At 54.5% G+C, this 26,519-nt stretch carries 24 protein-coding genes, 1 tRNA gene and 1 rRNA gene; 18 read left to right on the top strand and 8 right to left on the bottom strand.

Annotation, left to right across the window (positions count from 1 at the left end; all coding sequences use genetic code 11):
- The first annotated feature begins 7 nt into the window (after positions 1-7).
- The 11 genes from WC529_08860 to WC529_08810 all read left to right on the top strand — a co-directional run bounded on the left by WC529_08860 (position 8) and on the right by WC529_08810 (position 9,104).
- A complete protein-coding gene (locus WC529_08860; protein ID MFA5114378.1) occupies positions 8-196 on the top strand; it encodes a hypothetical protein in 189 nt (62 codons plus the stop codon).
- On the top strand, positions 196-2,313 hold the full coding sequence (locus tag WC529_08855) for a hypothetical protein (GenBank protein MFA5114377.1): 2,118 nt from the start codon (positions 196-198) through the stop codon (positions 2,311-2,313). The genes WC529_08860 and WC529_08855 overlap by 1 nt, the downstream gene beginning before the upstream one ends.
- On the top strand, positions 2,313-3,062 hold the full coding sequence (locus tag WC529_08850; GenBank protein ID MFA5114376.1) for a hypothetical protein: 750 nt from the start codon (positions 2,313-2,315) through the stop codon (positions 3,060-3,062). Before WC529_08855 ends, WC529_08850 begins: the two co-directional genes overlap by 1 nt.
- On the top strand, positions 3,062-4,330 hold the full coding sequence (locus tag WC529_08845; protein ID MFA5114375.1) for a hypothetical protein: 1,269 nt from the start codon (positions 3,062-3,064) through the stop codon (positions 4,328-4,330). The genes WC529_08850 and WC529_08845 overlap by 1 nt, the downstream gene beginning before the upstream one ends.
- A 12-nt stretch (positions 4,331-4,342) precedes the next feature.
- A complete protein-coding gene (locus WC529_08840) occupies positions 4,343-5,515 on the top strand; it encodes a hypothetical protein (GenBank protein MFA5114374.1) in 1,173 nt (390 codons plus the stop codon).
- Between the two features lie 3 nt (positions 5,516-5,518).
- Positions 5,519-7,444, top strand: coding sequence for a glycosyl hydrolase family 28-related protein (locus tag WC529_08835; GenBank protein MFA5114373.1), 1,926 nt, complete (start codon positions 5,519-5,521; stop codon positions 7,442-7,444).
- 14 nt (positions 7,445-7,458) lie between these two features.
- On the top strand, positions 7,459-7,740 hold the full coding sequence (locus WC529_08830; GenBank protein ID MFA5114372.1) for a hypothetical protein: 282 nt from the start codon (positions 7,459-7,461) through the stop codon (positions 7,738-7,740).
- Positions 7,737-8,222 (top strand): peptidoglycan recognition family protein, encoded by a 486-nt coding sequence (locus WC529_08825; GenBank protein MFA5114371.1) that lies wholly within the window; start codon positions 7,737-7,739, stop codon positions 8,220-8,222. The genes WC529_08830 and WC529_08825 overlap by 4 nt, the downstream gene beginning before the upstream one ends.
- Positions 8,219-8,428: a hypothetical protein gene (locus tag WC529_08820; GenBank protein MFA5114370.1), complete on the top strand. Its 210-nt coding sequence runs from the start codon at positions 8,219-8,221 to the stop codon at positions 8,426-8,428. The genes WC529_08825 and WC529_08820 overlap by 4 nt, the downstream gene beginning before the upstream one ends.
- The gene (locus WC529_08815; protein ID MFA5114369.1) at positions 8,428-8,604 is read left to right on the top strand and encodes a hypothetical protein; all 177 of its coding nucleotides are present in this window, start codon (positions 8,428-8,430) and stop codon (positions 8,602-8,604) included. The genes WC529_08820 and WC529_08815 overlap by 1 nt, the downstream gene beginning before the upstream one ends.
- Before the next feature lie 200 nt (positions 8,605-8,804).
- Complete coding sequence (locus tag WC529_08810) at positions 8,805-9,104, top strand: hypothetical protein (protein ID MFA5114368.1); 300 nt, start codon at positions 8,805-8,807, stop codon at positions 9,102-9,104.
- 226 nt (positions 9,105-9,330) lie between these two features.
- Here the strand turns inward: WC529_08810 and WC529_08805 are convergent, their stop codons facing one another.
- Genes WC529_08805 through WC529_08795 form a run of 3 tightly spaced genes read right to left on the bottom strand, consistent with a single transcriptional unit; the run spans position 9,331 to position 10,989 of the window.
- The gene (locus WC529_08805) at positions 9,331-9,780 is read right to left on the bottom strand and encodes a hypothetical protein (protein MFA5114367.1); all 450 of its coding nucleotides are present in this window, start codon (positions 9,778-9,780) and stop codon (positions 9,331-9,333) included.
- Positions 9,777-10,037, bottom strand: a complete 261-nt coding sequence (locus WC529_08800; protein MFA5114366.1) for a hypothetical protein — start codon at positions 10,035-10,037, stop codon at positions 9,777-9,779. Before WC529_08800 ends, WC529_08805 begins: the two co-directional genes overlap by 4 nt.
- Positions 10,038-10,086: 49 nt before the next feature.
- Positions 10,087-10,989, bottom strand: a complete 903-nt coding sequence (locus WC529_08795; GenBank protein ID MFA5114365.1) for a tyrosine-type recombinase/integrase — start codon at positions 10,987-10,989, stop codon at positions 10,087-10,089.
- A gap of 414 nt (positions 10,990-11,403) precedes the next feature.
- On the opposite strand from WC529_08795, the gene WC529_08790 reads away from it, so the two are divergent.
- A tRNA-Asn gene (locus WC529_08790) sits at positions 11,404-11,475 on the top strand.
- On the opposite strand, the gene WC529_08785 is transcribed toward WC529_08790, so the two are convergent.
- Positions 11,441-12,085, bottom strand: coding sequence for a nucleoside deaminase (locus WC529_08785; GenBank protein MFA5114364.1), 645 nt, complete (start codon positions 12,083-12,085; stop codon positions 11,441-11,443). The genes WC529_08790 and WC529_08785 overlap by 35 nt on opposite strands.
- A gap of 311 nt (positions 12,086-12,396) precedes the next feature.
- Between WC529_08785 and WC529_08780 the strand changes: the two genes are divergently transcribed.
- From WC529_08780 to WC529_08765, 4 genes are all read left to right on the top strand, one after another.
- Positions 12,397-12,615, top strand: a complete 219-nt coding sequence (locus WC529_08780; GenBank protein MFA5114363.1) for a hypothetical protein — start codon at positions 12,397-12,399, stop codon at positions 12,613-12,615.
- A gap of 34 nt (positions 12,616-12,649) precedes the next feature.
- A complete protein-coding gene (locus WC529_08775) occupies positions 12,650-13,351 on the top strand; it encodes a hypothetical protein (protein MFA5114362.1) in 702 nt (233 codons plus the stop codon).
- Positions 13,352-13,652: 301 nt separating this feature from the next.
- A complete protein-coding gene (locus WC529_08770; GenBank protein MFA5114361.1) occupies positions 13,653-15,110 on the top strand; it encodes a hypothetical protein in 1,458 nt (485 codons plus the stop codon).
- Between the two features lie 79 nt (positions 15,111-15,189).
- A complete protein-coding gene (locus WC529_08765; GenBank protein ID MFA5114360.1) occupies positions 15,190-15,963 on the top strand; it encodes a class I SAM-dependent methyltransferase in 774 nt (257 codons plus the stop codon).
- On the opposite strand, the gene WC529_08760 is transcribed toward WC529_08765, so the two are convergent.
- The 4 genes from WC529_08760 to WC529_08745 all read right to left on the bottom strand — a co-directional run bounded on the left by WC529_08760 (position 15,950) and on the right by WC529_08745 (position 22,945).
- A complete protein-coding gene (locus tag WC529_08760; protein MFA5114359.1) occupies positions 15,950-17,242 on the bottom strand; it encodes a hypothetical protein in 1,293 nt (430 codons plus the stop codon). The genes WC529_08765 and WC529_08760 overlap by 14 nt on opposite strands.
- A gap of 78 nt (positions 17,243-17,320) precedes the next feature.
- On the bottom strand, positions 17,321-20,704 hold the full coding sequence (locus WC529_08755; protein ID MFA5114358.1) for a hypothetical protein: 3,384 nt from the start codon (positions 20,702-20,704) through the stop codon (positions 17,321-17,323).
- 147 nt (positions 20,705-20,851) lie between these two features.
- On the bottom strand, positions 20,852-21,292 hold the full coding sequence (locus WC529_08750) for a hypothetical protein (protein ID MFA5114357.1): 441 nt from the start codon (positions 21,290-21,292) through the stop codon (positions 20,852-20,854).
- A 240-nt stretch (positions 21,293-21,532) separates the two neighbouring features.
- Positions 21,533-22,945 (bottom strand): FAD-binding oxidoreductase, encoded by a 1,413-nt coding sequence (locus WC529_08745; GenBank protein ID MFA5114356.1) that lies wholly within the window; start codon positions 22,943-22,945, stop codon positions 21,533-21,535.
- 59 nt (positions 22,946-23,004) lie between these two features.
- On the opposite strand from WC529_08745, the gene WC529_08740 reads away from it, so the two are divergent.
- Both WC529_08740 and WC529_08735 read left to right on the top strand, forming a co-directional pair.
- Entirely contained in the window at positions 23,005-23,796 is a 792-nt protein-coding gene (locus tag WC529_08740) for a hypothetical protein (GenBank protein MFA5114355.1), read from the top strand.
- Between the two features lie 237 nt (positions 23,797-24,033).
- Positions 24,034-26,519 (top strand): 23S ribosomal RNA (locus WC529_08735); the annotation flags it as partial.

Below are 26,519 nucleotides of genomic sequence, written 5' to 3'. Positions count from 1 at the left end.
GAGGTAAATGCGCGAGGTGTTCTATACCCTGGGAGCCCTGGCATTGCTTCACCACCTTGGGGTTCCTGTCTGGGCCGGCCTTCCGTTCCTTACCGCCGTTTTATTCTTCGACCATGACCTCCGGCAGCGTGACGCGAAAGCCCAGGCAGAGATCGAAGTGCAGAGGATGAAAATAATGATGGGGCTTAAAAAATAATGGCCACCGACCAAGAACTACGGTTAATTATCAAGGCCCTCAAGGAAGGGCAGGGGATCGAGCAGATCCTCGATGGCCTTGATAAGCTCAAAAAGAAAGGCGACGAGACCAATGAGGGCGTAAAACTCCTCAAGTCCACTTTCTCCGCGCTCTTACCGGCGATGTCGGCGGCCGCCGTCGTGGCCGCCATGAAAAATATGAGCGATCGCGCTCTTGAGTATGCTGAAGCTGTCGACAAGGTGGGAGATATAACAGGAGCTTCGGCAGAACAGTCGTCGCGGTGGGTTGTCCAGGCGGGGCACGTTGGAGTGTCGGCGGAAGCCGTGGCGAACGGCATGTCGATTCTGGCTAAAAATATTCTCGGAGGCAAAGATGCTCTTGAGCGGTGGGGGATTATAACCACCGACACGAACGGCAAACTTCGTTCAATGGATGACATCATGACCCAAGTGCGGGTCAAGGAAAAAGAACTTGGGGATGGGGCGCAAGCCACGGCGATGGAAATGGATTTGTTTGGTAAGTCCGGGAAAGAGTTGCATGATTTTCTTTCTGCCGATGCCGAGGAAATGGCTAATGTTACTAAAACCGCCGAAGAGCTCGGTCTCATTTTAAGCGACCTCGACAAGGACAAGCTGGAACAGCTAAACCGCAAGATGAACGACTACAAGATGATCAGTCAGTCGCTTGGCTTGGAGATCAATACTGAAGTATTTCCAGCGCTGATCAAGATGCAGTCCGGGATCCTGTTGATTGTTAGGGCAATGGAGAATTGGTTGTTAACGAGCAAGATCCAGCGAGAATTTTTAACCGGGCAATTTCAAAAAGCGGTTTTGGATTTTAACGAACTGATCGGCAAGGGCACAAAGGAAATCGAAAAGCAGGCGACAGCGCAAACAATTAAGACCGAAAAAACTAAAGAACAATTGGCCGCCGAAGCCAAGGCCACCCAGGAAACCGCCGACAAAAAAAGCAAGGCCGAAGCCGAATTTTGGGACCGTCAGATTAAATTGGCCGACGGTAACGTCCCGAAGCTAAAAGCGATTGAGCTACAGATAACCAAGGACAAAAAACTTCAGCACGACGAGCGAATAAAGCTGATCGATAAAATCAGCGATTATGAGGTTAAGAAAACCGAGATCACCGCCCGTCTTATGGCCGACGCGTTCATGACCGGGGCGACGAATATCCAGGCGATGTGGGACAAGCTGGCTAAGGACATGACGAATACCGTCGTGACCAACGCCTTTAAGCCAATGGCGGCCGGCCTAAATTCCATGCTGGGGCAGTTCGGGGACCTCGGAACGGTGCTGGCCGGCGGAGTGGGAGGTTTAATTGGTGGCTTGGTAGGGGGGTTCCTTGAAACGCTCGGCAACCTGTCAAGAACAACGGCCGAACTGGTTGCCGAAAAATTCGAATGGTTATCTGAGCGAGCAAATAAAGCCATTAGTGAGATCGGGAAAGAAAAATCTTATGCTCAAAAAGCCGTATCCGCTCTTGACTCTTTGGCCCTTGGGGCCGACAGTACCTACAGCGGTGATCTGGCCAATTACTTAGGCGTGTCCGGCATGACCCAGGCGCAGGCAAAGGGAAAGTTGCTCTCAAATCTCCAATCGGTATTAAGTAAAGAAGCCGGGTTATTGACGAAAAACGACTCGCAAATCAACACCGAGCTTACTGATCTTTTAGCCAAACAAAAATCACTGCAAGACGCTCAAAAGACCAGAGCATTGACCGGCGAAGAATTATCTAATCTGGTGTACTACCAGACTGAAATTGCCGCCCGCGAAAAGTATCTGGCTACTCCGTCCGAAGATCGGCTGACGATCCTAACCGAACTTCAAGAGGTCAAAAAATCTTTGCAGGAATTGGTCGGCACGCCTACGTCGGCGAATGACTTCATTTCCCGCCCCGGCCAGGGGATTATCAAGATCTCGCCAAAGGATACGGTCGTAGGGGCTAAGAACATCGGGAAACTCGGGGGCGGCGACACCTTTCAGATCACCATTCAGGCCGGGGCGTTGATGGGGAACGAAGCCGAAGCGCTAAAATTCGCGAAAGCGATCGGTTATTACCTGGGGAAAATCGAGCGCCGCAATCTGACGCTGGGGCTTAACTGATGATGCGCTTTTATAACCGCAACCAGATCGAACTATTTACGACGATCGCGGCGTCGACCGGCGCCGGCGTAGCGAATGTTTACGATCGTAACGCGGCGACGGTGTGGACCTCGGTCGGCAGCAACGACGCGACGACGGAGACGATCGAGGTCGTTTGGGCGGCGGCCCGGACGATCAGCGCGATCAGCTTGCTCACGCACAACTTCAAGCAGTTTACCGTCCAGTATTGGAACGGCTCCGCCTACGTCGACTTCTCGACGCCGATCAACGAAACGGTGAACGCGGAGGCAAACAATCTCTTTACGTTCACGGCCGTAAGCACGCTCAAGGTCAAGATCAGCGCGGTCACGACGATCGTGGCGAACGCGCAGAAATATATCGGGGAATTCCTGGCCTACAACGAGTATTTCTCGCTGGCCCCCGGCAACCTTTGGGACACCGAAAACAACGTCCCTTATTACAAGCAAAACGAGCATGAGAAAGCCGATGGCGGTAGCGTTGTGGTGGTCGAGGCCATGAAACCGAAGTACCAGAATGTTTTTACCTTTAACGACCTGTTGGAAACCTACGTCGACTATATCACGAACCTAAAAAACCTCCATCTTAGCTTTTGGCTCATGCCCGACGACAGCAAGCCGGAAAAGCAGTATTACGTCAATATGATCCAGCCGCAATTCGACAAAGTCTCGGTCTGGGGCCCGGCCGGCGAGCAGTGTTATCGGGGCTCGTTCAACGTAAAGGAAACATAATGGCAATACTCGATGAAATAAGCAAGGATTATGCCCGCTGTTTTAAGCGGATCAAGATCAAACGCCGCCTGATCGGCGCCCCGGGCTACGAGGCCGACTGGCTGGATATTACGGATTACGTCCTGGACGTCGATACGATCATCCAAAACATCGACAACCTCGAGTTGAACAACTTCACCCAGGGCGGGTTCGGAATTACCTGCCGGAACGATACCTTTCAATTCGCCGCGGAAACCCGGTCAAGCAGTTATTTTTACGGGTATCTGACGCGGCACGACACGAAAGTCAAGGTCGAAGCCGGGTATATCGACGAAAACGACGTCGAATACTCCTACGATATCGGCGCCGGGATGATCGTCGGCGACAATATCGTCGCGCAAGCTAACGGAACCATCTACCTGCCGTGCCTGGCGCCCTCGTCTATTTTCGATACGCAAACGGCCAGCGACCTCAATGAGGGGACTTTCGAGAACGGAAGCATTGACTGGTACGACAACAAGAGCGTTTCAGAGGTCGTTCAGCTCCTCTATGACCTGAAGGTCGGCGGTGAGTACGTTTTCCATTCCAAACTGGAGGGCGTGGTGATCACTCCCGGCCTGGACGTGGTGGTCGATTCCTACGACTTCAGCGATTGGTCCTGCAAAGACGCCCTGGACTATATGGCGGCCGCCAGCCACTCGGCCTGGTGGGTCGGGCCGGATTTCGTCTTATATTTTGTGAGCAAGGACGCGTCGGCCGGCGTTGAATTCACCTTTAACGGCCCGGGTTCGCGCGGCAAGGACATCAATATCTACAACGCCTCGAATTATAACGAGGGGCTGGATAAGGTCTTTAACCGCTTTTCCTGGTACAACACCGATCCGCCGATCTCCTCGTCGGAGACCTGGACGCCGGGCGACGGCAGCTCGTCGGACAAATATGGGGTAAGGACCTACTCGCTCGATAACCGGCTGATCACCACCGACGCCAAACGGCAGGCGGTCAGCGACGAATATCTGGCCGCCTATAAAGAGCCGAAAGAAGAGATCTCGCTGGAAACGAAGTTCGTGCCGCAAATCGGTCTGCTCGATCGGCTGAGGGTCAATTACTTCGGTGATCCCGGGTATATCCCTCCGTCACTCTTTGGCCAAGGGTCTTTTGGGCGCTTGGGAACCGGCCGTTATACCGGCCGGCGCGGCGGGATCAAGATCGAAAAGGACATGAAGGCGACGAGAATAGGGCAAGACGTGATGAGTTTTAGGTCGTTCGTTGATGTCAGGAAAATATAGGGGAGGAAAAAGATGTTAAAAAAACTGTTATCAGGGCTTTTATTTTTGCTGATGATCGGGAGCGGGGCGCTGGCCGATAATACCGATACTTGGTTTACCCCAGTCAACGATACGGGCGATGGGACCGCCATAATTGACGCCGATGATTTTACGGCGATGCACCTGCACATGACCGGAGACTGGAACCCGCGGCTTTCGACCGGCGTCCGCTCGACCGCAGAAACCGCCGCGCTCGGCACGTCCGTATATCGCTGGGGCTCGCTGGCGGTCAAAAATGTCTCGGCAACCGGCACCTTGGAGGTCACCGGCCAGATAACAGGGTCGGATATCCAGCTCACCGGAGCGGCAACGATCGCTGGAGTAACGCGAGTCGGCACCAACGCCGCCTTTGCCGATTTCCCAGCCGCGCAAATGATAGTCAGCCGGGCTAATACTACTTTCACCAGCCCCTATCTTTATGGGTTAGTTAGTGAAGCAAAATCAAATTCGACAAGTGGGGTTGGCGTGTTAGGCGTGGCACTTACTAACTCTACTTATTTAGCGCAGGGAGTTTATGGCAAAGCAACAAGGGGCAGCACGGATAACGTCGAAGCCCGGGGCGTTGTAGGCGAAAGCTCCTACGCTCATTCGGTGGGGAAAAATATCGGTGTTTATGCTGCGGGTTCCGGGGGGACTGGCGCGGCCGCGGATTACTCTTTTTATGGCGCGAGCGGGATCCTATATAACGCGGGATCAGTTACGATCGAGGGCCAGGTGTCAATCACCGGCGCGTCGAGGGCAAGGGCAGGCCGGACCGGATCGGTCCAGTCAATAAATTCGCAGGAAACAACTGTTGTAGTATTTAATACTGAAAATTATGACAACTTGGGGGAATATGACAATTCAACTGGGATATTTACCGCGATAGCGTCGGGATATTATGCGGTTGCTTCTGTCATTGAACTTGCCGGCGCAACGACAGATCAAGGCGTATACATCATTGGTATTTATGTAAATTCTGCCAGTTATAAACAGGTCAGTTCTCGGTCTTCGGGGACGGCCGGTTTTTCAATGGCGATTTCTGATGTCGTCTATATCCCCGCAGGGCAAACCCTAAAAATAGGGGTCTGGCTCAATGAAGCAAACACCCTAAATTATGACGCTGCCGGCTGCAGGACCAATTTGTCGATCCATAGGATCAGCTAAAACATGAAAAGATTATTTTCGTCATTAATTTTTGCCTTCATCCTGGCCGGCTCCGTTTTGGCGATTTACCCGAACGAGGCCGGCTTGCGGCACGTCCCGCTCGGGGCGGATCGGGCGGCGAATGATGCCCGCTATATGTTCAAGACCGCGACGATTGAGACCGCCGCATATTCTGTCTTGAGCGGGACTTCCTCGACTTGTTCGGGGGCTTTGCCGGTCTACAACGTCAAGAACTACGGCGCGGTCGGGGACACAACGACCGATGACACGGCGGCGATCAAGGCGGCGATCGCTGCGGCGAAAGCGGACGGCGGCGGGACGGTCTACTTCCCGGTGGGTGGGTATAAGATCACGGAAACGCTGACGATCGACGCGCCGGTCCGGTTGGTTGGGAACTCGGCAGGATCGGCCGAGGTATTTACTCCGGTCAACAGCATCCCATTTTTTAACACATATCTTCACTGGCAGGGGGCGACGCGGGAAACGATGGTGCGGTTCCGTCATGTATTTTCGGATAAGGCCGGGATTGAAAACCTCTGTTTTTATGGCGCGGATCGGGCCGGGGTGATTTTAGACCTGACTTCGGCGTCGAACGGCAACTACAAGGGGCTCTACATTTTCCAACCGCTTACGGCCGGGATCATGATTACCTCGGAGGGGGTCGCGGCCGGTGGGGTCAGCTCCTGGAACGTCTTCGAGCGGATCAATATAATTTCGACGACTACGGAGGGCAAGGCGTGTTTATGGTTGACCGGATCGGGCGGTTGTAACGCTTGTCACAACAGCTTCATCAACCTCCAGCTCACGCCGATTGGAAGCCAGCACGGTATCCTGCTGGGGTATTGCGACAACAACAACTTTAGCATGGTGTGGATCAACGGACCGGGATCAGGGACCGGTTACGGGGTCTACGCCGACCCGACTGAGGTAGCGACATTCCCGCACAATAACGCGTTCTTTCAGCTGCAACCGGGGAATGGCTGGTATCAGCCGGCCGGGACCACGAAATCCCCGGCCTCGATCTGGGGTTACATGACCGACAACGCCCAGCCGCAAGCGATCACGAACGGCACCCCGCTGGATGTTCATTACGGCAGTTTTAACGGCGGCGGCGCACCAATCGTCCATAACTCGACGCCTGGGCTGACGATCGAGGCGTGGCGCGTGCGGGTGGTCGGCAGCGTTGAAACCACCGGCGGCTTTGTCGGTGACGGTTCGAGGCTGACCGGGGTTCCGGCCGTAAGTGCGAATTACGCCACGCTGTCCGGGACGGCTTCCAGTTGTTCGGGAAACGCCCTGACCGCGACAACGGCAACCGCGTTGAACGCCTCAAACATCTACACCGCGACCGGTTTTATCTCGACCGACCTCTCTACCTTGGATGGCGTAACGATCCAAAACGGCGGCGCCTTGACGATCACCGGCGGCACGAACACCTTTAACCTGACGAATGGCACGGCCTCGCTGGACATTGCCACGGCTAAAACGGTGGACGTCAACGCGAATGTCACGATCACGAACAACTTCACAAATGCCTATGGGACATTTACGCCGACCGTCGAGTTGGTGGGGGGAACAGGGAACGTCGTTCCAGTCTACTCTACGGCCACCGGGCGCTGGGATATTATTTCCCGGCAATGTCATATTCAAGTTCAGTTATCAGGCGATGGCGGGGATGAGGGCGCGGGAACGGGCGTGGTGAACGTCCATCTTCCCTTCACCGTGGCGGCGCACCGGCTCCGGCAGACTGTCGGCCGGGCGGTCAACAACTCTGCTTATTACACGCTTTGGGCTAACACGGCCGCTACGGCCACAAAAATATCGCTAATTATCAAAGATGCAAACGCCGATACGATAACGAACTTTAAGGGATCGGACCAAAATGCGACCGACCGGGCGATAGACCTGGATTTCTGGATGGAGATATAGGAAAGGGGGAGGGCATGGCTGAAGACGCGGAAATACTGCGACGGCTGACGGTTATTGAAACGCAATTTGAGGAGCGATGGACGGCCCATGATCGCGCTTCCGAGGACCACTGGGATGGGATCAAGGCGCAACTCAACGAGATCAAGACCAGTATTGCCGGACTGGTGACCTGTAAGGAATACGGGGAAGCGCTGGGCGGCATCAGGTGGCAGTTAAAAGCGTTATGGGGCGTATTGTCCCTGGCCAGCGGAGCGATCATGGCGTTCTTCAACCAGCATTTAGGAGGCGGCCGGTGAAACGCAAGCAAACCACCGCAATCGTAATCCACCACAGCGCCAGCCGGCCGTCAACGACCGTGGCGGAAATTAAATTATGGCACACCGACCCGGAGCCGTGGGGCCGGGGCTGGGACGATATCGGCTACCATTGGATCATAACCGAAGACGGCGCCCTTCATGCCGGCCGGCCGGAGGATGAGTGGGGAACGCAGGTCGCCCATTTTAACGATCGTTCGCTGGGGATCTGTTTAACCGGGAATTTCGACAAGGATTATCCTACCGGTCCCCAGATCAACGCGCTGATCTCGCTGCTAATCCGGCTCGTTAAAAAATATGGCCTCCAATACTGGAACATCTACGGCCATAAGGACATCAAACGGTTCTTCATCTTCAACACAACGGCGACGAATTGCCCCGGCAACCATCTTTACGCCTTGCTGCCTGACATTCGGCGGCGGGTAATGACCGCAATCGCCTCCGAAAAGGTGGTGCCAGCATGACCGGCCGAGACAAGACGATCGCCGAAGCCGAGGCTAAACTCAACCTGCAACAGGCGCATGTTACGATCGGAGAAGACGATCCGGCCTGGATGGAGAAGAAAAAGGCCTACTGCGCTACGCTCGGAAAGGTTTGCGACAAAAATTGCGACAACACGGCGTGTAAAAATCACCCCGGGTTCGCCGAGCAAAAGGTGGAGGTGCATTAATGAGGGAATGGTTAAACAAGTGGTTGCCTCGTGATAAGCGCGCTCACCTGCTGGTCGGGATCGGCGGCGGAGCGTTTCTTGGCTGGTATCTGCCGGCCAAAGAAATCGATCTCGCTGACGTTGCCTGGGGCGTCTGTGGCGCGATCGTGGGCATGAGCCTGATGAAATTGTTCTAAGGGGAGGTGAGGCGGATGGGTACCAAGAGAAAAGAAACAAGGGGAAAGGTCCTTTCCAAGAGCGAACCCACGTTGGAAAGAAAACTGGGGAAAATAGGTTTCGAGTTGTTCGACCTTTCCAACCGGCTCGATAAGTTGCAGGACCAGCTTCTAACGATTGTGGTTGACTTAGTGAATGATAAAAAGGGGAGGTGAACTTGATGGAAAACTCGATAAAATTCGTGATAGCGAACCTGGATACGATCAAGGCGGTCGCCGAGCTGGGGGTGTTCCTGGTCCTGATGTTGTCTTCCAGCGCGCGCGGAGCGATCGCTGCAGTCAACGACATCTTAAAGGGCGGCGTCGGCATGACCGACGAACAGGCCCTGCAAAAAGCGTCTGACTTGATGGGCAAGAAACTGCCCTATATCCCTGACGCTTTGCGGAAGATGATTATCCAATGGCTCTTTGACTCGATGAAAAACGTCGTAAAAAAAAACGCGGCTCCGATCAAGCAATAACCGCCCAGGTGGCGGAGGCCGTCGATCGGTATGAAGCCCAGCATCCGGTCGAGTGCGACACGAGCGGAGTACCCGGGTTCGATAGGTGGAAGAAGGAAATGAAGCGCTGACGCCTTGGCTGCCAAACAATGGTATAATTGCTATAAGCAACAGGGCCTTTAGGCTGAAGCGCGAGAGCCGCCGGAGAGATCAGCCTCCCGGCGGCTTCTTTATGCCAGGGACTTTCTTAGTGAGTAATAAATTTTGGCATTACCTTTCCGGTTTTGATGTAATACGCCAAAATTTGTTGATTCGCCAGTTGATCCTTATTGCTAAAAGCGCCAGTGCCAATGCATTGAACTGATATGGTATATTCGCCGGCTTCTGTTTTCATCTTGTTGACATAATACCCATAGTCGCCCGAAAACTTTTCCGGTGTGTAGGTCTGAATGGCGTAGTCGGTAGAAACTTGAATTTTCATGTTACTATATCTTCCCACGAAGCCTTGCGCTCGATCCCAGGCGTTCTTAATGTCTTTCGCCGGGATCGTCATCTCTAAGGGGGCGGCCATCACGTTGTCGAGATAGAGGATTTCTTCGGCCGTCAGCTCTTCCCTCGGTGGGACGGTCCCCCCCATAGCGAAGACGCTCGAGGCGGCGATCAAGACCAGGAGCCCGGCAAGCAGTGATTTTTTCATTTTCTGACGATTTGCTTATTGCCGCATTTCGGGCAGTATTCCTTGAGGCCGTAGATGATCAGACCGACAATGACTGCCAGGGAAAGCACGATGCCGGTCATCAAAGTGTCGCTCGGCTGGGTTTTCGAGCTGACCTGGAGGATCTGCAGATAAAGGTTGTAGCCGAAGAACAGCAGGCCAACTATCACGAACCAATGCTGGATCCGGGAGCGGGGAACCCCCTCGTAGTTGCACTTGGGACATCGTATCTCGCTCATCGTTTTTCCTCCCTTTTCCCGGCAACGGTCGAGCAGGATTTTACCACGCTCATAATAATTTATCCACATACTCCTGCAGTCTGGCCGGGTTGTTCTTTACATAAAAGAGGGTTGACTGCAGGCTGGTATGCCTCATCAGCGCCTGGACCTCGAAAACGTTGACCCCTTTGTTGAGCAGGTTGCAGCAAAAGGTCGCCCGGAAGTTGTGGGGGGTGATGTTTGGGGTCAATAACCCCAGTTCTTTTAGTCGGCCAAACAACCGTCTCACTCCACCATATCCCCATTTCTTCCCTTTTGTCGCCGATAAGAAAAAATGAGGCGAATGATTCAGCCCTCTTGCCGAAAGATATTCTTCTATGTCCGGGAGTACGCCGCCGGCCAGCGGTAGATAATCGTAACGGCTCCGCTTGCCGTTCCATATTTGGATTGATTTATTTTTGTCATTTAGCCTGAAGTCGTCCATCTTCAAATTCAGCATCTCCCCTACGCGCAACCCCGTTACTTTCCAAAGTCTAAAAAAGGTACGATTTCTGACCCTTGAAAAAGGATGGGGCGCTGACATCGTTTGAACGCTATCGATTATATCAGCGTATTCTTTGTCGCTTATTATATTCGGTACTTTCTTGGCGGCCGTCGGAGCCCTAATGCCTTTTAGGGGATTTGTTTGCAGTAAGCCTTTATCAATAAGATAATCGACGAAAAGTTTTAATGCTATGTAGTGATGACGGATCGTCCAATTGTGATATTTGCCTCGTAAGTAGACCAGGTATCCCCGGCAAACCCCCGGGGTTAAATTTGCTAATTGAGGGATGGTCCCTGTCGATCGAAGCCAGGCGACAAAGGTAAAACACATGGCCTTAATTTTTTTTGCCCAGGCTGCGGAAAGCCCCCTGCTTACCGCGTATTCGTCGACAAAAACTATTATCAATTTCTCCAATTCGAATTTGTCCATTTTGCTCACAAGGGAAAGTCAAGGGCAAAAATTCCACTTGACAAATCAACCCGCCCAATGGTACCATACAGTAGCGTTTGACTCAAGGGGGAGAATGGAAATGATGGCGGAAAGGACCAAGCTTACGCGGGAATATAAAAAATACTTGCTCCTACTTTATCGGGGCGACAAAAAACATGAACGGCACACGGTCGACCAAATGGTGAAGATTACAGGGAAGGCCAAAACGACCTTAATTAGGCACATGGATTATTTTGGGATCACGCGAAGAAAAATATATTTCAAATAAAAGGCTTGACAAAAAAAGCGAGGGGGCTATACTTTCGCGAAGCGGGGAGAGGATGAAGGGATCACGGGATTAACAGTCGATTGACCTGGGGAGCTTCTTTTGATAAAATCATCGAAACGCGGCATTCCCCGGTAGCGCAGTGGTAGCGCAGGTGACTGTTAATCACTTGGTCGTAGGTTCGAATCCTACCCGGGGAGTTTCTCTTTGCCAGTATGCCTTTATAGTCGCGAGCAATTCAGCTTCCATTTCCTTAACTGGGCCCACTACTCGGATAGGCTTTTGCCCTGCTGCGAATACTTTGCGGCACGGCAGATTCATCGTCGGGTTTCGCTTGTCAGCGCCGGTCAATTTCCTCATCGTTATTTCCTCAATGCCATAGACCACATTCCCAATGTTGGCCCAATAAATATTCCCGGCGCACATAACGCACGGCTCAACATTCGTCACTAGGGTGCATTGCCATAAGTAGTCGGGTTCGTACAGCGCAAAGGCCCGCCGAGCAATGACTGTTTCGGCATGATCGATCAAGCTGATGTTTCCCTGTTTTATCAGTACTCTCTCGCCATCTGGCCCTACCAGCACAGCCCCAAAAGGGGGGTGACCGGATTTTACCGCCTCCTGGGCGACCATATTTGCCATTCTTAAATATTTCAAGATCTGCTGCTGATTGAGGGGGAAACCCGGGATGGTCAAAGAGGTTCCCTGTCCCGAAGTGTTGCGATTTTGTAAATAATAAAAGCCGCCATAAGCGAGGAGCAACAGTAGAACAAGAAGCGCAAATATCTGAGAGAAAGTAATTTTATTCATCTCATCCTCCTATTTAATTAATTTCCGGTTCACCTGCTGTGCTGATTATATCAAAACCTCTTGAAGCTTTAAAGGATTAAGAATAAGATAGTTGCGAAATTCGTCCAAGAGGGGGAGTATCTCGAATCGCTCTCTTTCGACTCGCTACGCTCGATCGCCGCATCTATCCCTGGGTTGACAGTCAGTAATAAAAAGGCCCATAATAATGACCGATCATAATTGAGTAACGGATCAAAAGGGGGACGAATCGTGATAAATAGACAGGTGCTTTTGGGGGGCGCTCTTCTTTTAGTGGTAGGCTTCGCGGCGGGTTGCGGGGGTGGGGGCGGTACTTCAGTAACAACAACGACCGCTGCGGCCACAACAACGGTCACGGCTCCCGCTACCACCACCACGGGCACCTCTGCCACAACAACCACGACCGGCTCCTCGGCCACCACCACCACGGGCGCCGCTCCCACAACAACTACGACCACGACGCCCATCCCCACAACCACCATTTTGTATCGGCTCACGGGGACGGCCACTAATGCGGCCGGAAATACTACTGTTGAGGTCAATGTCATGCTTTACGACGGCAGCGTCACCATCGCGCAGATGCAGACGACCAATCCGCTTACTTTTGAGAGCGGCGTCTTTTCCGGAGGCGCTTTTCATTACCTCATAGTTACCAGGGAGGCAGGAACTTACCATTTAATGGCCATCTCCCCCTCAATGACTCCGGTATATTTTGGCGGTCCGGGCATGACCGGGAGCAGCGGTGCCGGCTATCAACCGGTGACCGTTGAGGCTGGAAATCCACTTACTACCGTAGAGGGTTTTACCTTGTATCCGATCTCCACCACGACAACAACAACGACAACTACCACTACCACGACAACCACTACTACGACCACCACCACAGTCTTATATCTGATCACGGGAACGGCCACCAACGACGCGGGGAACCCCAGCACTTCTGTTGGAGTTACTCTTGTTGATCCAGCGAGAACTTCTGAAGTCCCCATGCCATATATTGATACTGATGTTGGGGACTTTGCTGGCGGGGCATATAATTACAGTTTAGCTACCAGTGAGGTGGGAACTTATCTTGTGGTTGCCTTTTCTCCCTGGGCCGCTGCTCAATATATGGGCGGGCCTGGCGCGACCGATGGTAGCGGTACTGGTATGCGGCCTGTAACAGTTGAAGCCTCAACTGTTATTATAACGGCGGAGACTTTTACCCTGTATCCAGTCCCCACCACCACCACGACCACTATCCTTTAATGTCCATTGCTTGAGCTGACTAGAAAAGAGGGAAGCATCGCTTCCCTCTTTTTTTCGAATGGCCGCCTGAATTTTCCCCGGCGCTTGTTCGCTGCCGCCCGGTTAGGTATAATCAACGGCACTGTAAGCCGCATTTTACGCCCCATAAAAATATAAATAAGACCGATTGGTTGTTCGATCAGTTTTAAGTTGTCCCCTCAACAATGACCTATAAAAGCCGATGTTTATCGCCTTATAAAACGTCTGCCGGCGTGTTGACATTGGATAATATATAGGCCTATAATAATTACACAAAGAAGTAGTGGAACCAAAGGGGGAATTAATTGTGGTGAATAAGCTGGCGTTTCGGGGAATTATTGTTTTAAGTATTGGTATTTTATTGTTAGGATTGGTTGCAGGCTGTGGGGGTGGAGGCGGTGGAGGGGCGGTCACCACCACTACCGCTCCCGTCACTACCACTATTGCTCCCATCACCACCACGACCAGCGGCGCTACCACCACGACCGGCGGCGCTACTACCACGACCGGCGGCGCTACCACCACGACCAGCGGCGCTACCACCACGACCGGCGGCGCTACCACCACGACCAGCGGCGCCACCACCACGACCAGCGGTGCCACCACCACAACGAGTACAACAGCGACTACGACCACGACAATCCCCCCTATTTCATCCGGTTCAATTGCTGGTGAAGTAAAGTTCGCAACAAGAAATATTGGGGTTAAAGGGAATACCTATATTTCGTATACTGGAGCAGCCAGCGGGGCGACCAGGGCAAATTCCGCTACCGGAACTTACGAAATCTCAGGTTTATCTGATGGAACTTATGATCTTACAGTAACCAAGGAAGGCTGGACAACCTCCGCGGAAACGGTGGTTTTGACCACTTCGGCTATCCAGCATTTTTCAATTATTCCGGCAAACTGGGAGGTGCATTTTATCGAGAGTACAAATTTAAACGGAATTAGTTTGTATAGTGTTGGCAATAGAAGGAATTACTTCATTGTGGGGGATAGCGGCAAAGCGTATGGTTTGTCGGTAACAGCGGCTTCCCCCCTGGGTATTAATTGGTCTGGAGTGCAGACGATCGATACTGGCTCAACATCCGATAATTATGTGTCTATTGGCCAGCCAGGAGGAGGGGGGGTGATAACAAAGTTTTTTGCGCTGACAAGTTCAGGCCTTGGCTATGAAGTGACTTATGAGGCCTGGAATGACTGGGGTGCTAGCCCGAACATGCCCGATGTCCAGTTAACAAATATTACCTCTGATATGCAAGTAGGGAGATATGGAAGCTATTATCTGTGTTTTGTCTCTTCTGATATCCTTAAATACAGTTATATGGGTTCTCCCATGACTTGGGAGACAATGAGCGGCAGCGCTAACTCGGACCTGCGAGATCAAAGCCGCCGCTACGATGATGGCATACTTTATCTGTGCGGGGCCAATGGTAAGTTGGCGGTAACTGCCGCCTCGACTGAATCGAATCCCGCCACCAATAGCGTAACCGAAATTACCGGTTTTCCTGCCGCGGAGCAATTGAATGGTATATCGGTGGATTACTATAGCTTTGTTGTCACCGAACAGGGGAATATTTATGTCACGACTACCCCAAACACCGGGTCTAGCTATACCACTGATCCTAGCCCGTCCACTTACGGTTTGTCCGGCATACCTTACGCGTTAAATGCCATTTACGATAACGGTGAGGCAAAGTACGTGGTTGGGGATAATGGCTTGTTAATGATTCATAATTAAGCTTGTCGCGACCGTTGCCGACATTGCCTGCCCGGTGCTTGTTCGCCGGCGCCGGGTTAGGTATAATCAACGGCACTGGATGACACACTTTACTCCCCGTAAAAAGAAGACCGATTGGAACGAAGTCGCCGGCTGGTACGACAAGCTGGTCGGTGAAAAGGGGTCTGATTACCACCAGAACGTCCTGCTCCCCGGCGCCCTGCAGCTGCTTGCTCCGCAAGCCGGCGAGCGGATCATCGATATCGCCTGCGGGCAGGGGGTCTTTTGCCGCGAGCTGGCAAAGGCCGGCGCCGTGGTGACCGGGATCGACGCGGCTGAGAATCTGATCAAAGCGGCGCGGAGCCGTTCGAGCAACATTAAATATCTGGTGGCCGACGCGGCCAACTTGGAAACGATCGCCGACCGCTCTTTTGACGCCGCCAGCTGTATCATGGCGATCCAGAACATGGACCCGTTAAAGAAGATCATTAGTGAAATGTCCCGGGTCGTGACCGCCAACGGCCGCCTCCTGCTGGTGATGAGCCATCCCTGTTTCCGGATCCCGCGGCAGAGCGGGTGGGGCTTTGACGAGAAGCGGAAGCTGCAGTACCGCCGGGTGGACAGTTATCTTACCGCGCAGAAGATCCCGATCCAGATGCATCCGGGGGCCGCGCCAAGTAAACTGACGTGGACGTTCCACCGGCCGTTAATGGATTACTTTGCCGCTTTGAGCGAACACGGCTTCGCGGTTGCCAAGCTTGAAGAGTGGGTCTCGCACCGGCAGAGCAAGCCGGGGTCAACTTCGCGGATGGAAAACCGCTCGCGCGACGAGATCCCGATGTTCCTGGCCCTTTTGGCGGTCAATTCCCTTTAGCGTATTTCACCCGGTCAGACAGGGCGTCGTAATAGACGATGTGCGGCTTGTTGCTGCCGTCAATGGCGATCGAGCAAAATTGCCCACAAGTGTCGTCCTCGTCAACCACGGCTGACTGCAAGACGCCGTTCTTGTTGGTGACGTAATACAATCCGCCGCTGGTGGAGCGGTCATCGTAATAGCAGATGTGGACCTTGCCGTTGGCATCTACCGCCAGATCATAATATTGGGTGGTGTTGTTATCAACCGGTTGATCGCCCGTTGTTATCCAGCTCCCGCTGCCGACTTCTTTGGTTGCATAAGTAATATCGCCGTAACCGGTATCGTCATAATAACAGGCATGGAGCAAGTCGTCCCTGCTCGCGATTGTCGGATATTGTAAATGAAGGCTGGAATCCACAATATCGCTGGCCCAGGGGCCGGTCCGATTAGTGAAATGCAGCAGGTCGCCGCTAGTGGTATCTTTGGCCAGGATGTGCGGCTTGTTGCTGCCGTCAACGGCGATCACTCCGTAGATGCCGACATGTCCGGAGCTTTCCAGGGTCGCTAACGTCCAGCTGCCGGCGGTACCGGTCCCGTACCTCAAATATCCGTTCCCGTCCCAGAAATTAAGATGGAGAGCATTGGTGCCGTCCGCTGCCAGGCGGCAATAGGAGTTTTCCGACCCATCGACCTGTTCGGTGACCCAGCTGCCGGAGGTATTGGTCGCGTAACGCAGCTTACCGGCCAGCATGTAATCATCACTGCCGTTTTCATTGATATACAGGATATGGGCTTTACCGGCGCTATCAACGGCCAGGGAATTGAATCCCCCGCCGCTAGTTTCCACCGTGGCAACATGCCAGCCACTGTCGCTGACTTCCCGACTGGCATACCAGAGGCCGGTATTAATTCCGTCATAACATCCGTAACTGAGGTGGACGACATTGTTATCTCCCACTTTGATCGAAGTAAAATGCCCCATGCCCGGCCGGGCATCAACCGTTTCCAGGCTAAAGGGCGGGAGCGTGGTGACCGTGGTCGTAGTAGTCGTGGTCGTTGTGGTGGTCGTCGGGGGAGCCGTAGTGGTAGGCGCGGCCGAAGTGGTTGTCCCCGAAGTCGTGCTCGTCGAAGAACCGGTGCCGGTCGTGGTCGTGACAGCTGTTGTGGAGGTAGTGGCCGGGGCGGTCGTTACCGTAGTGGTGGGAGCGGCCGTCCCGCCGCCGCCGCAGCCGTTAAGCGCGATCGCCAGCAGGCCGCAAACGACGATCGACAAGATAAATGGCGCGCTGGTTTTCATCTGTGACCATTATAGAGGGGCAGGGAAAAAAATCAAGGGGGTGACGGGCCTGTTAACCGCCACCCCCAATTATTTAGGTTAAGCGGCCAGGTGCTCGAAGAATTCCTCGGTTTTTTTCAGGTATTCCTGGAAATAAGTACTTTGTTCGTTGACCCGGCCGTCGGCGGTCGCCAGGCCGAGCTGGATATCGACCGGCGTGGCGGCGGCGCCGCGGGCCAAGGCCACTGTCCGCGCGTATTTCCGCTGTTCGGTGATCGACCGGTTGACTTCCGTCATCCGGCCGTTATTGGCGTAAGAAACAGCCGCCGACATCTGTCCGGTCTTGATCGTGCCGTCGCTGTTGAATAATCCCCGCTCAACATGATAAGTCGTCCCGACCCCCTGGACGCCGGCCGCGTACAACCGTTCGGCTTCGGCGACCTGGTCGGAAGCGAGGAACGCGGCTTCGTCCTGGATCCCCTTGATCTGGACGCGGAGGAGGAACTCCTCCGGATCGGCGATGTTGTATTCGCCGCGCAGTTTGGCGATGATCGCCGGCAATTGCTCGGCGTATTGCGTCGGCTCAAGGTGTTTGGTCGCGCTCGCGACGTATTCGTACGCGTCCGCTTCCCGGACGGCATTGCCGTAGACCGGGATGGTGGTCGTGGTGTGAACGCAAGTTAAACCGAAATCGCTGTCGCAATGCTCGATCGTCCGTTCGCCGACGACCTCCTGGGTGTTGCGGAACTCGACCCTGGTTTGCATCAGGGTCGTTACTCGTTCATAGCGGTTGTTGACTGTGGTAAAGAAAGCGGCGTCGCGCGGGCCGCCGTCGTAATTAAGCTCCATCGACTGGCCGTCGACCGCCAGCCAGAGATTGGCCAGGCGGGTTTGCAGGTCGGCGCGGGCAGGGACGGCGGTTTGCTCCAGCCAGTCGTCGGCCTTGTCGCTGACCCGGCCGTCGTCCATGGTGAAAGTAATGATGTTGCTGAAGATCGGGACGCAGGAAATAAAGAGCGCATATTTATTATAGGCGCCCCCTTCGCGGGCCATTTCTTCGCGAATATCCTCGGACGCCTGCTGTTTAAAGTTTAGCTCAATTCCCGAGTTGATGAACCGGGGGATCAATTCGTTCGCCGTCGCGAACAGCGCGAAGGGGAGGGCGGCGCCGGAGGCGCCCAGGCCGGCGCCCGAAGAGGCCAGGAATTTGGCGCCGAGCATACCGGCACCGAGACCAACGCCCAGTTGCGGCACCGTGCCGCGCAGCCAGGATTCGGCGTCGACGCCGGCGGTGTTCAATACTCCATTGTAAAGGGAAGAACCTAAAGTGGCGAAAACGACCGCCGCGCCCAGCCCTTTGGCTTGCGAAGCGAGCGTGCCGGCCTGGAAGCCGGACATGAACGCTTTACGGAACGCGAGGTCGGTGCCGTACCCAACTCCCATACTGGCAGAGAAGGTGACGCCGAAATTGGTCACGCCGAGCTCGCGAAGTAATCTTTCCGTGCCGACGGCTGCCAACAGGGAAGTCAAGAACGCTCCGCCGTTGATCGCGCTGCTTGTCGCCCATTGGCGGATAAAGGCTTTGCCCTCGGGCGTTTTGATAAATCCTTTGAACCAGGCTTTTCCTTTTTCGCCGGCTAGGGCCACGCCGAGCTCTTGACCGGCCAATTCGGCCGGCTGCGGCTTGGTAATGGTCGTGGTTTGCAGTTCGGCCGCGGGAATAGCGCGCTCCGCGCCCGACGGTTCGATCACTTTGGCGGAGACGATTTTACCTTCTTTGGCCGTGACCTCGATCGTCCAATTATTGCGATAGGCTTCGTCGATCAGCGAAGTCGGCGCTTCGCCGCTGATCGGTACCGGATTAGCGATCGCGCTATCGAGCGGGACGATCCGGGCGCTGACCGCGTGATCGCCGGACATGGCGACATCCACGATCATGTTCCGGCGGGCCGGGTTGGCGTGCTTGGCCGCTTCGCCGAACTCCATGATCGCCTTGTAAGAGCGCTCAAAGAAGGCGTCAAAAGCGGTGTCGCCGGTCGGGGAGATCACGCCGCTTCCCATCGTCACGGTCAGGCCGCGGTGCGGTTGGCCGTTGCCGCTGAACCTGGTCACTCTGGTGATGTCGACCCGGATGTATTCCCGGCCGTTAACAGTTTCTCTGACCGCCTGCGGATTTTCCGCCAGGTAGCGGCGGCCGGCTACGGTCGACTGCAGGGCGGCCGGTTCGATCCTGATCTCGAACGGCGTTTCATTGAGCGCGGTCAGGAAGCGCTGGTTCGCTTCCGCCAGCACTGCGGCGGAGACCTTGGCGCTGTCGGCGGTCATGTAAAATTCTTCCGAGCCGGCGCCATGGCGATAGACCTTGACCCCGAGTTCGGCCAGCCCGGCTTTCGCGGCCGCCTGCGCCATGCGGGCTTCGACGAGAGCGTCGATCATCGTTTCGCCGGCGAAGCCGAGCGAGCGGAACGAGCCGATCGCGTTCCCGTCAAAGAAGACGAACCGGACCGAGCGCCCCTGGCGCAGCAGGGCGGCGCCGTCCAGCCGCATTTGTTCGACATTGTAAAGCCGGGAGCGGGAGTCGGCCCGCGGCGTTCCTTCGGGGGCGAGGACGGGGGCGGCTTCGGCCATGATCTCCGAGTAACCGACGACCCGTTCCGAGAGGGCGTAAGATTCCAGGCCGGAAGCGGTGCTGGCGTCGATGACGTGAGTGGCGCCGAAGCGGCCGCTCTCGATCTCCGGCCGGTTCAGGTAATAGATCTGCTCGCGGAGCGCCTTGTAGGCTGCTTCATCGCTGATCAGGACGTTGCCTTGACTATCGGTCAGGGAAGCGGCGTCGAAAGTAATGATCCCTTCGTTGATCAGCGAGACCTTGCTTTGCAGGTCGCGGACGGATAAACTGCCGGCGTGCCGTTTTCCTTCGTAGTAGTAAGAGAACTCGACGCCTTGCAGATCGATGAAAGTCAGCGCGCGGAGCACGTTCCGGCCGGCCGTTTCGTTGGGGACGTTGACCGCGAAGTTCGGCCCGTCGCGGACGATCACGACTTCTTCGGGCGGGATATTCAGTTCCAGCGCGACGGCGAATCTGATGTTCTCCTGGATGTTGGTAAGGTAGGCGTTGCCGGCGTCGTGCCCGCCGACGAAAGTATCGTTGATATACTTCAGGCCGGACAGGTTGATCACCGTCCAGGTCGAAGACTGGCCGGCGGCCAGCTGGGAGCGGGTCACGGCGGTATAAGCGTCGGCCGAAGAAGCCCCGATCGAGTCGGTCGGAAAGCTCATCTGGACGGTATTGTCGACGACATACAAGGGAGTGCGCGGCTGGGAGATGAAAGGGGTCATATTGACCGGCGTGTCCGGCCGATTGGCCGGATTCGACACGGGTGTTTCGCACACCCCGGCTTCCGGATCCCAATAAGGGGCTTCCGCCGCCGAGGAGTACGGTGTTGAGTACCCGCTTAATGCTTTAAAAAACTCTTCGCCCATGTTCCTCCCAATAAACAGAAAAAGGAAGCCTGATCAGCTTCCTCTAAATTCATTGATAAAACGCTAAAATGTCAGGCTCATTCAAGCGCTTTGCCTTCACTTATATTATCGGATTAAATAGGGAAAAACTTGCGTGCTTTGGGGGGATTACAGGGTCTGGTTGTTGCGGGAGAGGGCCACGGCCATGTCGAGGGCGATCATCCGGAAGATGATCGTGTCTACCTGGGGATCGAGCGCGCTCGAGTGGTCGAAAGTCACGGTCAAGAGCCCGCGCCGGGGGTATTCCGCCAGCGGGACTTCTTTCCCCAAGCCGGAGATCAGCGGGGAGAGGATCACGCTCTCGTGTCCGGCCGGCAGATTGGCCGGGTCGAGGCCGAGCTGGTCGGGTGTCGCTTCATAGATCGCGATCGAGTCCATCGGCGTATTACCGGAGACGTAGAGAACGGCGCTGTTCCGGTGGGGGATATAGATCGTTCTGGCTTGGTCCAGGGCGATTTGTTTCTCCCCAGCGAGCAGGCCTTCCCTGGTGAAATCGATCGACTTGGGGATGTAAAGCTGGTGGATCTCCGTCGAGATGAAAGCCGCCATATCCACCGGGGTAAATTTTTGCAGTTCGGAACCGCTGATCCCATGGCGGTTGTTGAGCAGGCTGATTAAATGTTTATAGCGTCCTTCCTGACCGATATTGCGATCTGATGTTCTGAGTTGCCGCACTGGAAATAAACCTCGATGCAGTGTAGCACTTCCTGACGGCGGATGTCCAATACTGTCAACCATGACAGCTATTTATCGGGTGGGAGGATTATTAATTTCAGGCGATTTTAACGATCAGGCCGGAGGGAAAACGTTCCCCCGGCCGAGGATAAAAGCGGGGTCGAACTCTTTTTTGACCCGGACCATTTCGGCGATGCCGGCCGGTCCGTACATTTCTTTTAAATAAGCGTGCTTGATCTTGCCGATCCCGTGCTCGGCGGAAACGGTCCCGCCCAGCTTGACCGCTTTGCGGACGAACTTCATGACTAACGACTGCGCCAGGTCAAAATGTTCCGGCTTTTTGGCGACGACATTGACGTGCAAGTGATTGTCCCCTATATGCCCGAATTTTATATACATCAATTCGTCATTCGTCATTCGTAATTCGTCATTGTAGAACCGGAACATCTCCTTGAATTTGCTTTCCGGCACGGCGATGTCGGTCGCCAGCTTGATCTGGTGGTGCTGTTTAAATATCTCGTTAATGTGCTCGGGGATGGCGTGGCGGAACTTTTGCAGCGCCTCTTTTTGTTTGGCGGCGGCCCCGAGCCAGCAGGCGTCGAGCGCGGCGCCGTGGCGCTCGAGGAGCTGCGCCCAGTAGTCCATGTAGGCCTTATCCTCGGCGACGATCTCCTGTTCGACGTAGACGGCGGCTTTGGCGCCGGCCGGGATCAGCGGGTAGGAGGGTTTAAGCATTCCCAGCGTATTCCCGTCAAAGAATTCGTAGAAGTTAACGGCGCGATCTTCCCGGCGTTTACTTTCTGCCACAAAGTCAACCGCTTCTTCTTCGCTGGGAAAGAACGCGACCAGATCAAAAGTCTCCTTTAAAGCGGGAACGAGAGCGACTTCGACCTCGGTTACGATCCCCAACGTCCCTTCTGAGCCGATGAAGAGATCGATCAGCTCCATTCTGGGTTTACTGTAATAGCCAGCGGCGTTCTTGGTTAGCGGCATCTGGTAATGCGGCGGCACGATCAAGCGGGCGGGTTCGGTCTGGCCGCGGCGCAGGTCGAGCGTGGAACCGTCGGACAAAGCGATTTTCAACCGCCGGATCCAGTTGCGGGTCGAGCCGAAGCGGTAACAGCGGCCGCCGGAGGCGTTGGTCGAGACGTTACCGCCGAGCGTGGCCGATTTTTCCGTCGGATCGGGGGGATAGAGCAGCCCTTCTTTGGCGGCCGCTTTTTCCAGCTCTTCGAGGGTGACGCCGGGCTGGACCACGGCGAACTTTCCCGCTTTGTCGATATTAACGATCTTATTCAGTTTTTGGGTCGTCAGTATCCAGCCGCCGAAGGGAATGCAGCCGCCGGTCGTGCCGGTCTGTCCGGCGGACACGGTCAGGGGGTTCTTTTTCGTGACGCATTCAGCCAGGGATTCCCGGACCTCGATTTCGTTTTCCGGGAGGTAAACGCCGTCGGCCTTGCCGCCGGCCAGGTTTGAGCTGTCCTCCAGATAACCGGCGATGATCGCCGGGTCGCTGTTTTTCCGCATCGTTTTATTATATCACCAAAAAGATGGTATAATAATTTGTCCGTTAAGGAGGGATTCTAATGGGATGGTTAGATGGGATATTTGGGGGAGAAAAGGCCGCGCCGCCGGCCGCCCCGACCGGTAAAACGAAAACTTCAGGGGAAACATCGTTCGAACAGGCGGTTGCCGCTGACAGCGTGTTGTCCCAGGTCTTGGCCGGACAAAGGACTTTGACCCTGGTCGGGAATCGGACACAGCTTGACCTGATCGACCGCCAGTTGTCGAGCCTCGGTTATCTGGGCGATCTGCAGACCAAGTTAGCGTCATTCCAGGCGTTCGTCGGCATTAGCGACGGACAGGGGCAAGTCATCGGCCAGAGGACGCTGCAGGCGCTGGTCGCCGCTTCCCGCGCCGGCAACCGCTGGAAAGAGGCGGTCGCCGGACGGGCGATCATGGCGGGTGCCCCGCAAGCCGACCGTCAGGCGGCCCAGGCGCTGGGCCAGGAATTTAGAAGCCGGGAAACCGCCCGGGCGATCTACGATACCAGCGACGGCCGGCCCAATCCGCGGATCGAGAGCAAGGCTTACGCCTTGGAAGACAGCGCCCAGCCGATGTCCAGCGTGCCGCTGAGCCAGACATCCCTGGTCCGGGCATATATCCTGCTCGGCGTGATGCGGCAGGGCGAGTCGCTGGTCACCGGGAATTATCGTTTCCAGATCCTGTCCGGAGCCAACCTTGACCCGGGCAAAAAGCAGCTCTTCGGCGCGGCGACCTATGAGAAGCTGCTCGGCGCTTTGGACGCGGTCGCCCAGGGCAGGTCCTGGCTGCCGGCCGACACGGCGGCGTTGATCGAACGGGCGAATAATTTCTAAAATAGCGCTTGACAAGATCAGGGGATTCCTCGTATAATGTGAACCTCGACTTGATGGCAAAAGTTCACACTTTTTCATAGTAGTTCGAGTACGCGTCAATCAGCGGTTTTTTAAAGAAAACGCACTTGATGTGCGTTTTTTGTTGTCTGTCGGCGCCGTTAGGCAAAGACAGAGCGAACATTGAAAAGTTAATACAAGGTAAACCAAAAGTAAGAATCGATTCTCGCATCGAGAAATGATCAAGTTACTGCGGCGCATAGTGGATGCCTTGGCACTGTAAGTCGATGAAGGACGCGATTGGCTGCGATAAGCCTCGGGGAGCTGTCAAAATAGCTTTGATCCGGGGATCTCCGAATGGGGAAACCTGTCCCGGTTAATCCCGGGACGCGCGAGCGACAACCCGCTGAACTGAAACATCTAAGTAAGCGGAGGAAGAGAAAGTAATAACGATTCCGGTAGTAGTGGCGAGCGAAACCGGAACAGCCCAAACCCTGCGATTCGTCAAAGGGGGTAGCGGGACCGCGATGTGGGACCAAAAGGTTTAGTTGAACGGTCTGGAAAGTCCGGCCAGAGCGGGTGATAGCCCCGTAAACGAAAAACCCTATGGCCCTAGCGGTATCCCAAGTACAATGGGACACGAGAAATCCTGTTGGAATCCGGGAGGACCATCTCCTAAGGCTAAATACTCTACAGTGACCGATAGTGAACAAGTACCGTGAGGGAAAGGCGAAAAGAACCCAGGAATGGGAGTGAAATAGAACCTGAAACTGTGTGCCTACAAGCAGTTGGAGCTCGGCAGCAATGCCGGGTGACAGCATGCCTATTGAAGAATGAGCCGTCGACTTACAGTTAGTGGCAAGCTTAGGCCGAAAGCCGAGGCGTAGCGAAAGCGAGTCTTAATAGGGCGATTTAGTCACTAATTGTAGACCCGAAACCGACAGCGATCTATCCTTGGGCAGGATGAACTTCGAGTAAAATCGGAGGGAGGTCCGAACCTATTGATGTTGAAAAATCTCAGGATGACCTGAGGATAGCAGTGAAAAGCTAATCGAGCTCGGAGATAGCTGGTTCTCCTCGAAATGGTTTTAGGGCCAGCCTCAATCGTATCTTTGCAGGGGTAGAGTACAGTTTGGACTAGGGTCCCGAAAGGGATTCCAAATCCTTGCTAACTCCGAATACTGTAAAGTAATTAATTGGGAGTGAGACTACGAGGGATAAGCCTCGTGGTCGAAAGGGAAACAGCCCTGACCGTCAGCTAAGGTTCCTAAATGTATGCTAAGTGGTAAAGGAAGTAGAGTCGCACAAACAGCCAGGAGGTTGGCTTAGAAGCAGCCACCCTTTAAAGAGTGCGTAACAGCTCACTGGTCGAGCGATTTTGCGCCGAAAACACACGGAGCTAAGCATACTACCGAAGCTACGGATCGTCCGCCGCAAGGCGGATGGTGGTAGAGGAGCGTTCTGTTGTAGGTCGAAGTCGCGTCGCGAGGCGCGGTGGACGAAACAGAAGTGAGTATGACGGCATAAGTAACGAAAAAACATGTGGAAATCATGTTCGCCGGAAGTCCAAGGTTTCCTGGGGAAGGCTCGTCCTCCCAGGGTAAGTCGATATCTAAGCCAAGCCCCGGTCTAATCGGGGGTAGGTGATGGCAAAACGGTTAATATTCCGTTACCGCCTATTTTGTTAACCAGAGGGACGCAGAAGGATAGCCTATAGCACTTATTGGATTGTGAACCCCAGTTTACTGGGGGTATTAGGTGACTCCACGCTGACGAGAAAAGCTCTGGGTATTGTGATGGGCGATCGTACTACAAACCGACACAGGTGGACAGGCTGAGTAAGCCAAGGCGCGCGAGATAACTCTCTCTAAGGAACTAGGCAAAGTGGTCCCGTAACTTCGGGAAAAGGGACGCCTCGACGCAAGTCGGGGTCTCAGAAACCAGTCTTCCGCGACTGTTTATCAAAAACACAGGTCTCTGCAAACCCGTAAGGGGATGTATAGGGGCTGATGCCTGCCCAGTGCTGGAACGTTAAGGGGTGTCTTGAGATTATATCAAGGGACTAACCGAAGCGCCAGTGAACGGCGGCCGTAACTATAACGGTCCTAAGGTAGCGAAATTCCTTGTCGGGTAAGTTCCGACCCGCACGAAAGGCATAACGAAGGAAGAACTGTCTCGGAGAGAGGCTCGGTGAAATTGGGATGACCGTGAAGACACGGTTTACCTGCATCAGGACAGAAAGACCCCGTGGAGCTTTACTATACCCTATCTTTGGATTTTGATGCCGCTTGCGTAGCATAGGTGGGAGACGGTGATCCCCTGGTTTTGGCTGGGGGGGAGTCAACAGTGAAATACCACCCTGGTAACATTAGAGTTCTAACCCTGGCAGTATATGCCGGGAGACAGAGTTAGGCGGGTAGTTTGACTGGGGCGGTCGCCTCACAAAAGATAACTGAGGCGTTCAAAGGTACCCTCAGCACGGTTGGAAATCGTGCGTCGAGTGTAAACGCATAAGGGTGCTTGACTGCGAGACGTACAGGTCGAGCAGGGACGAAAGTCGGAGTTAGTGATCCGGTGGTTCTGAATGGAAGGGCCATCGCTCAACGGATAAAAGCTACCCCGGGGATAACAGGCTGATCTCCTCCAAGAGTTCACATCGACGAGGAGGTTTGGCACCTCGATGTCGGCTCATCGCATCCTGGAGCTGGGGCAGGTTCCAAGGGTTG

It is taken from the genome of Candidatus Margulisiibacteriota bacterium (assembly GCA_041650855.1).
Lineage (GTDB): Bacteria > Margulisbacteria > WOR-1 > O2-12-FULL-45-9 > XYB2-FULL-48-7 > JALOPZ01.
Note: the sequence above shows the minus strand (reverse complement) of the source record. Positions and strands in the feature narration are given on the sequence as shown.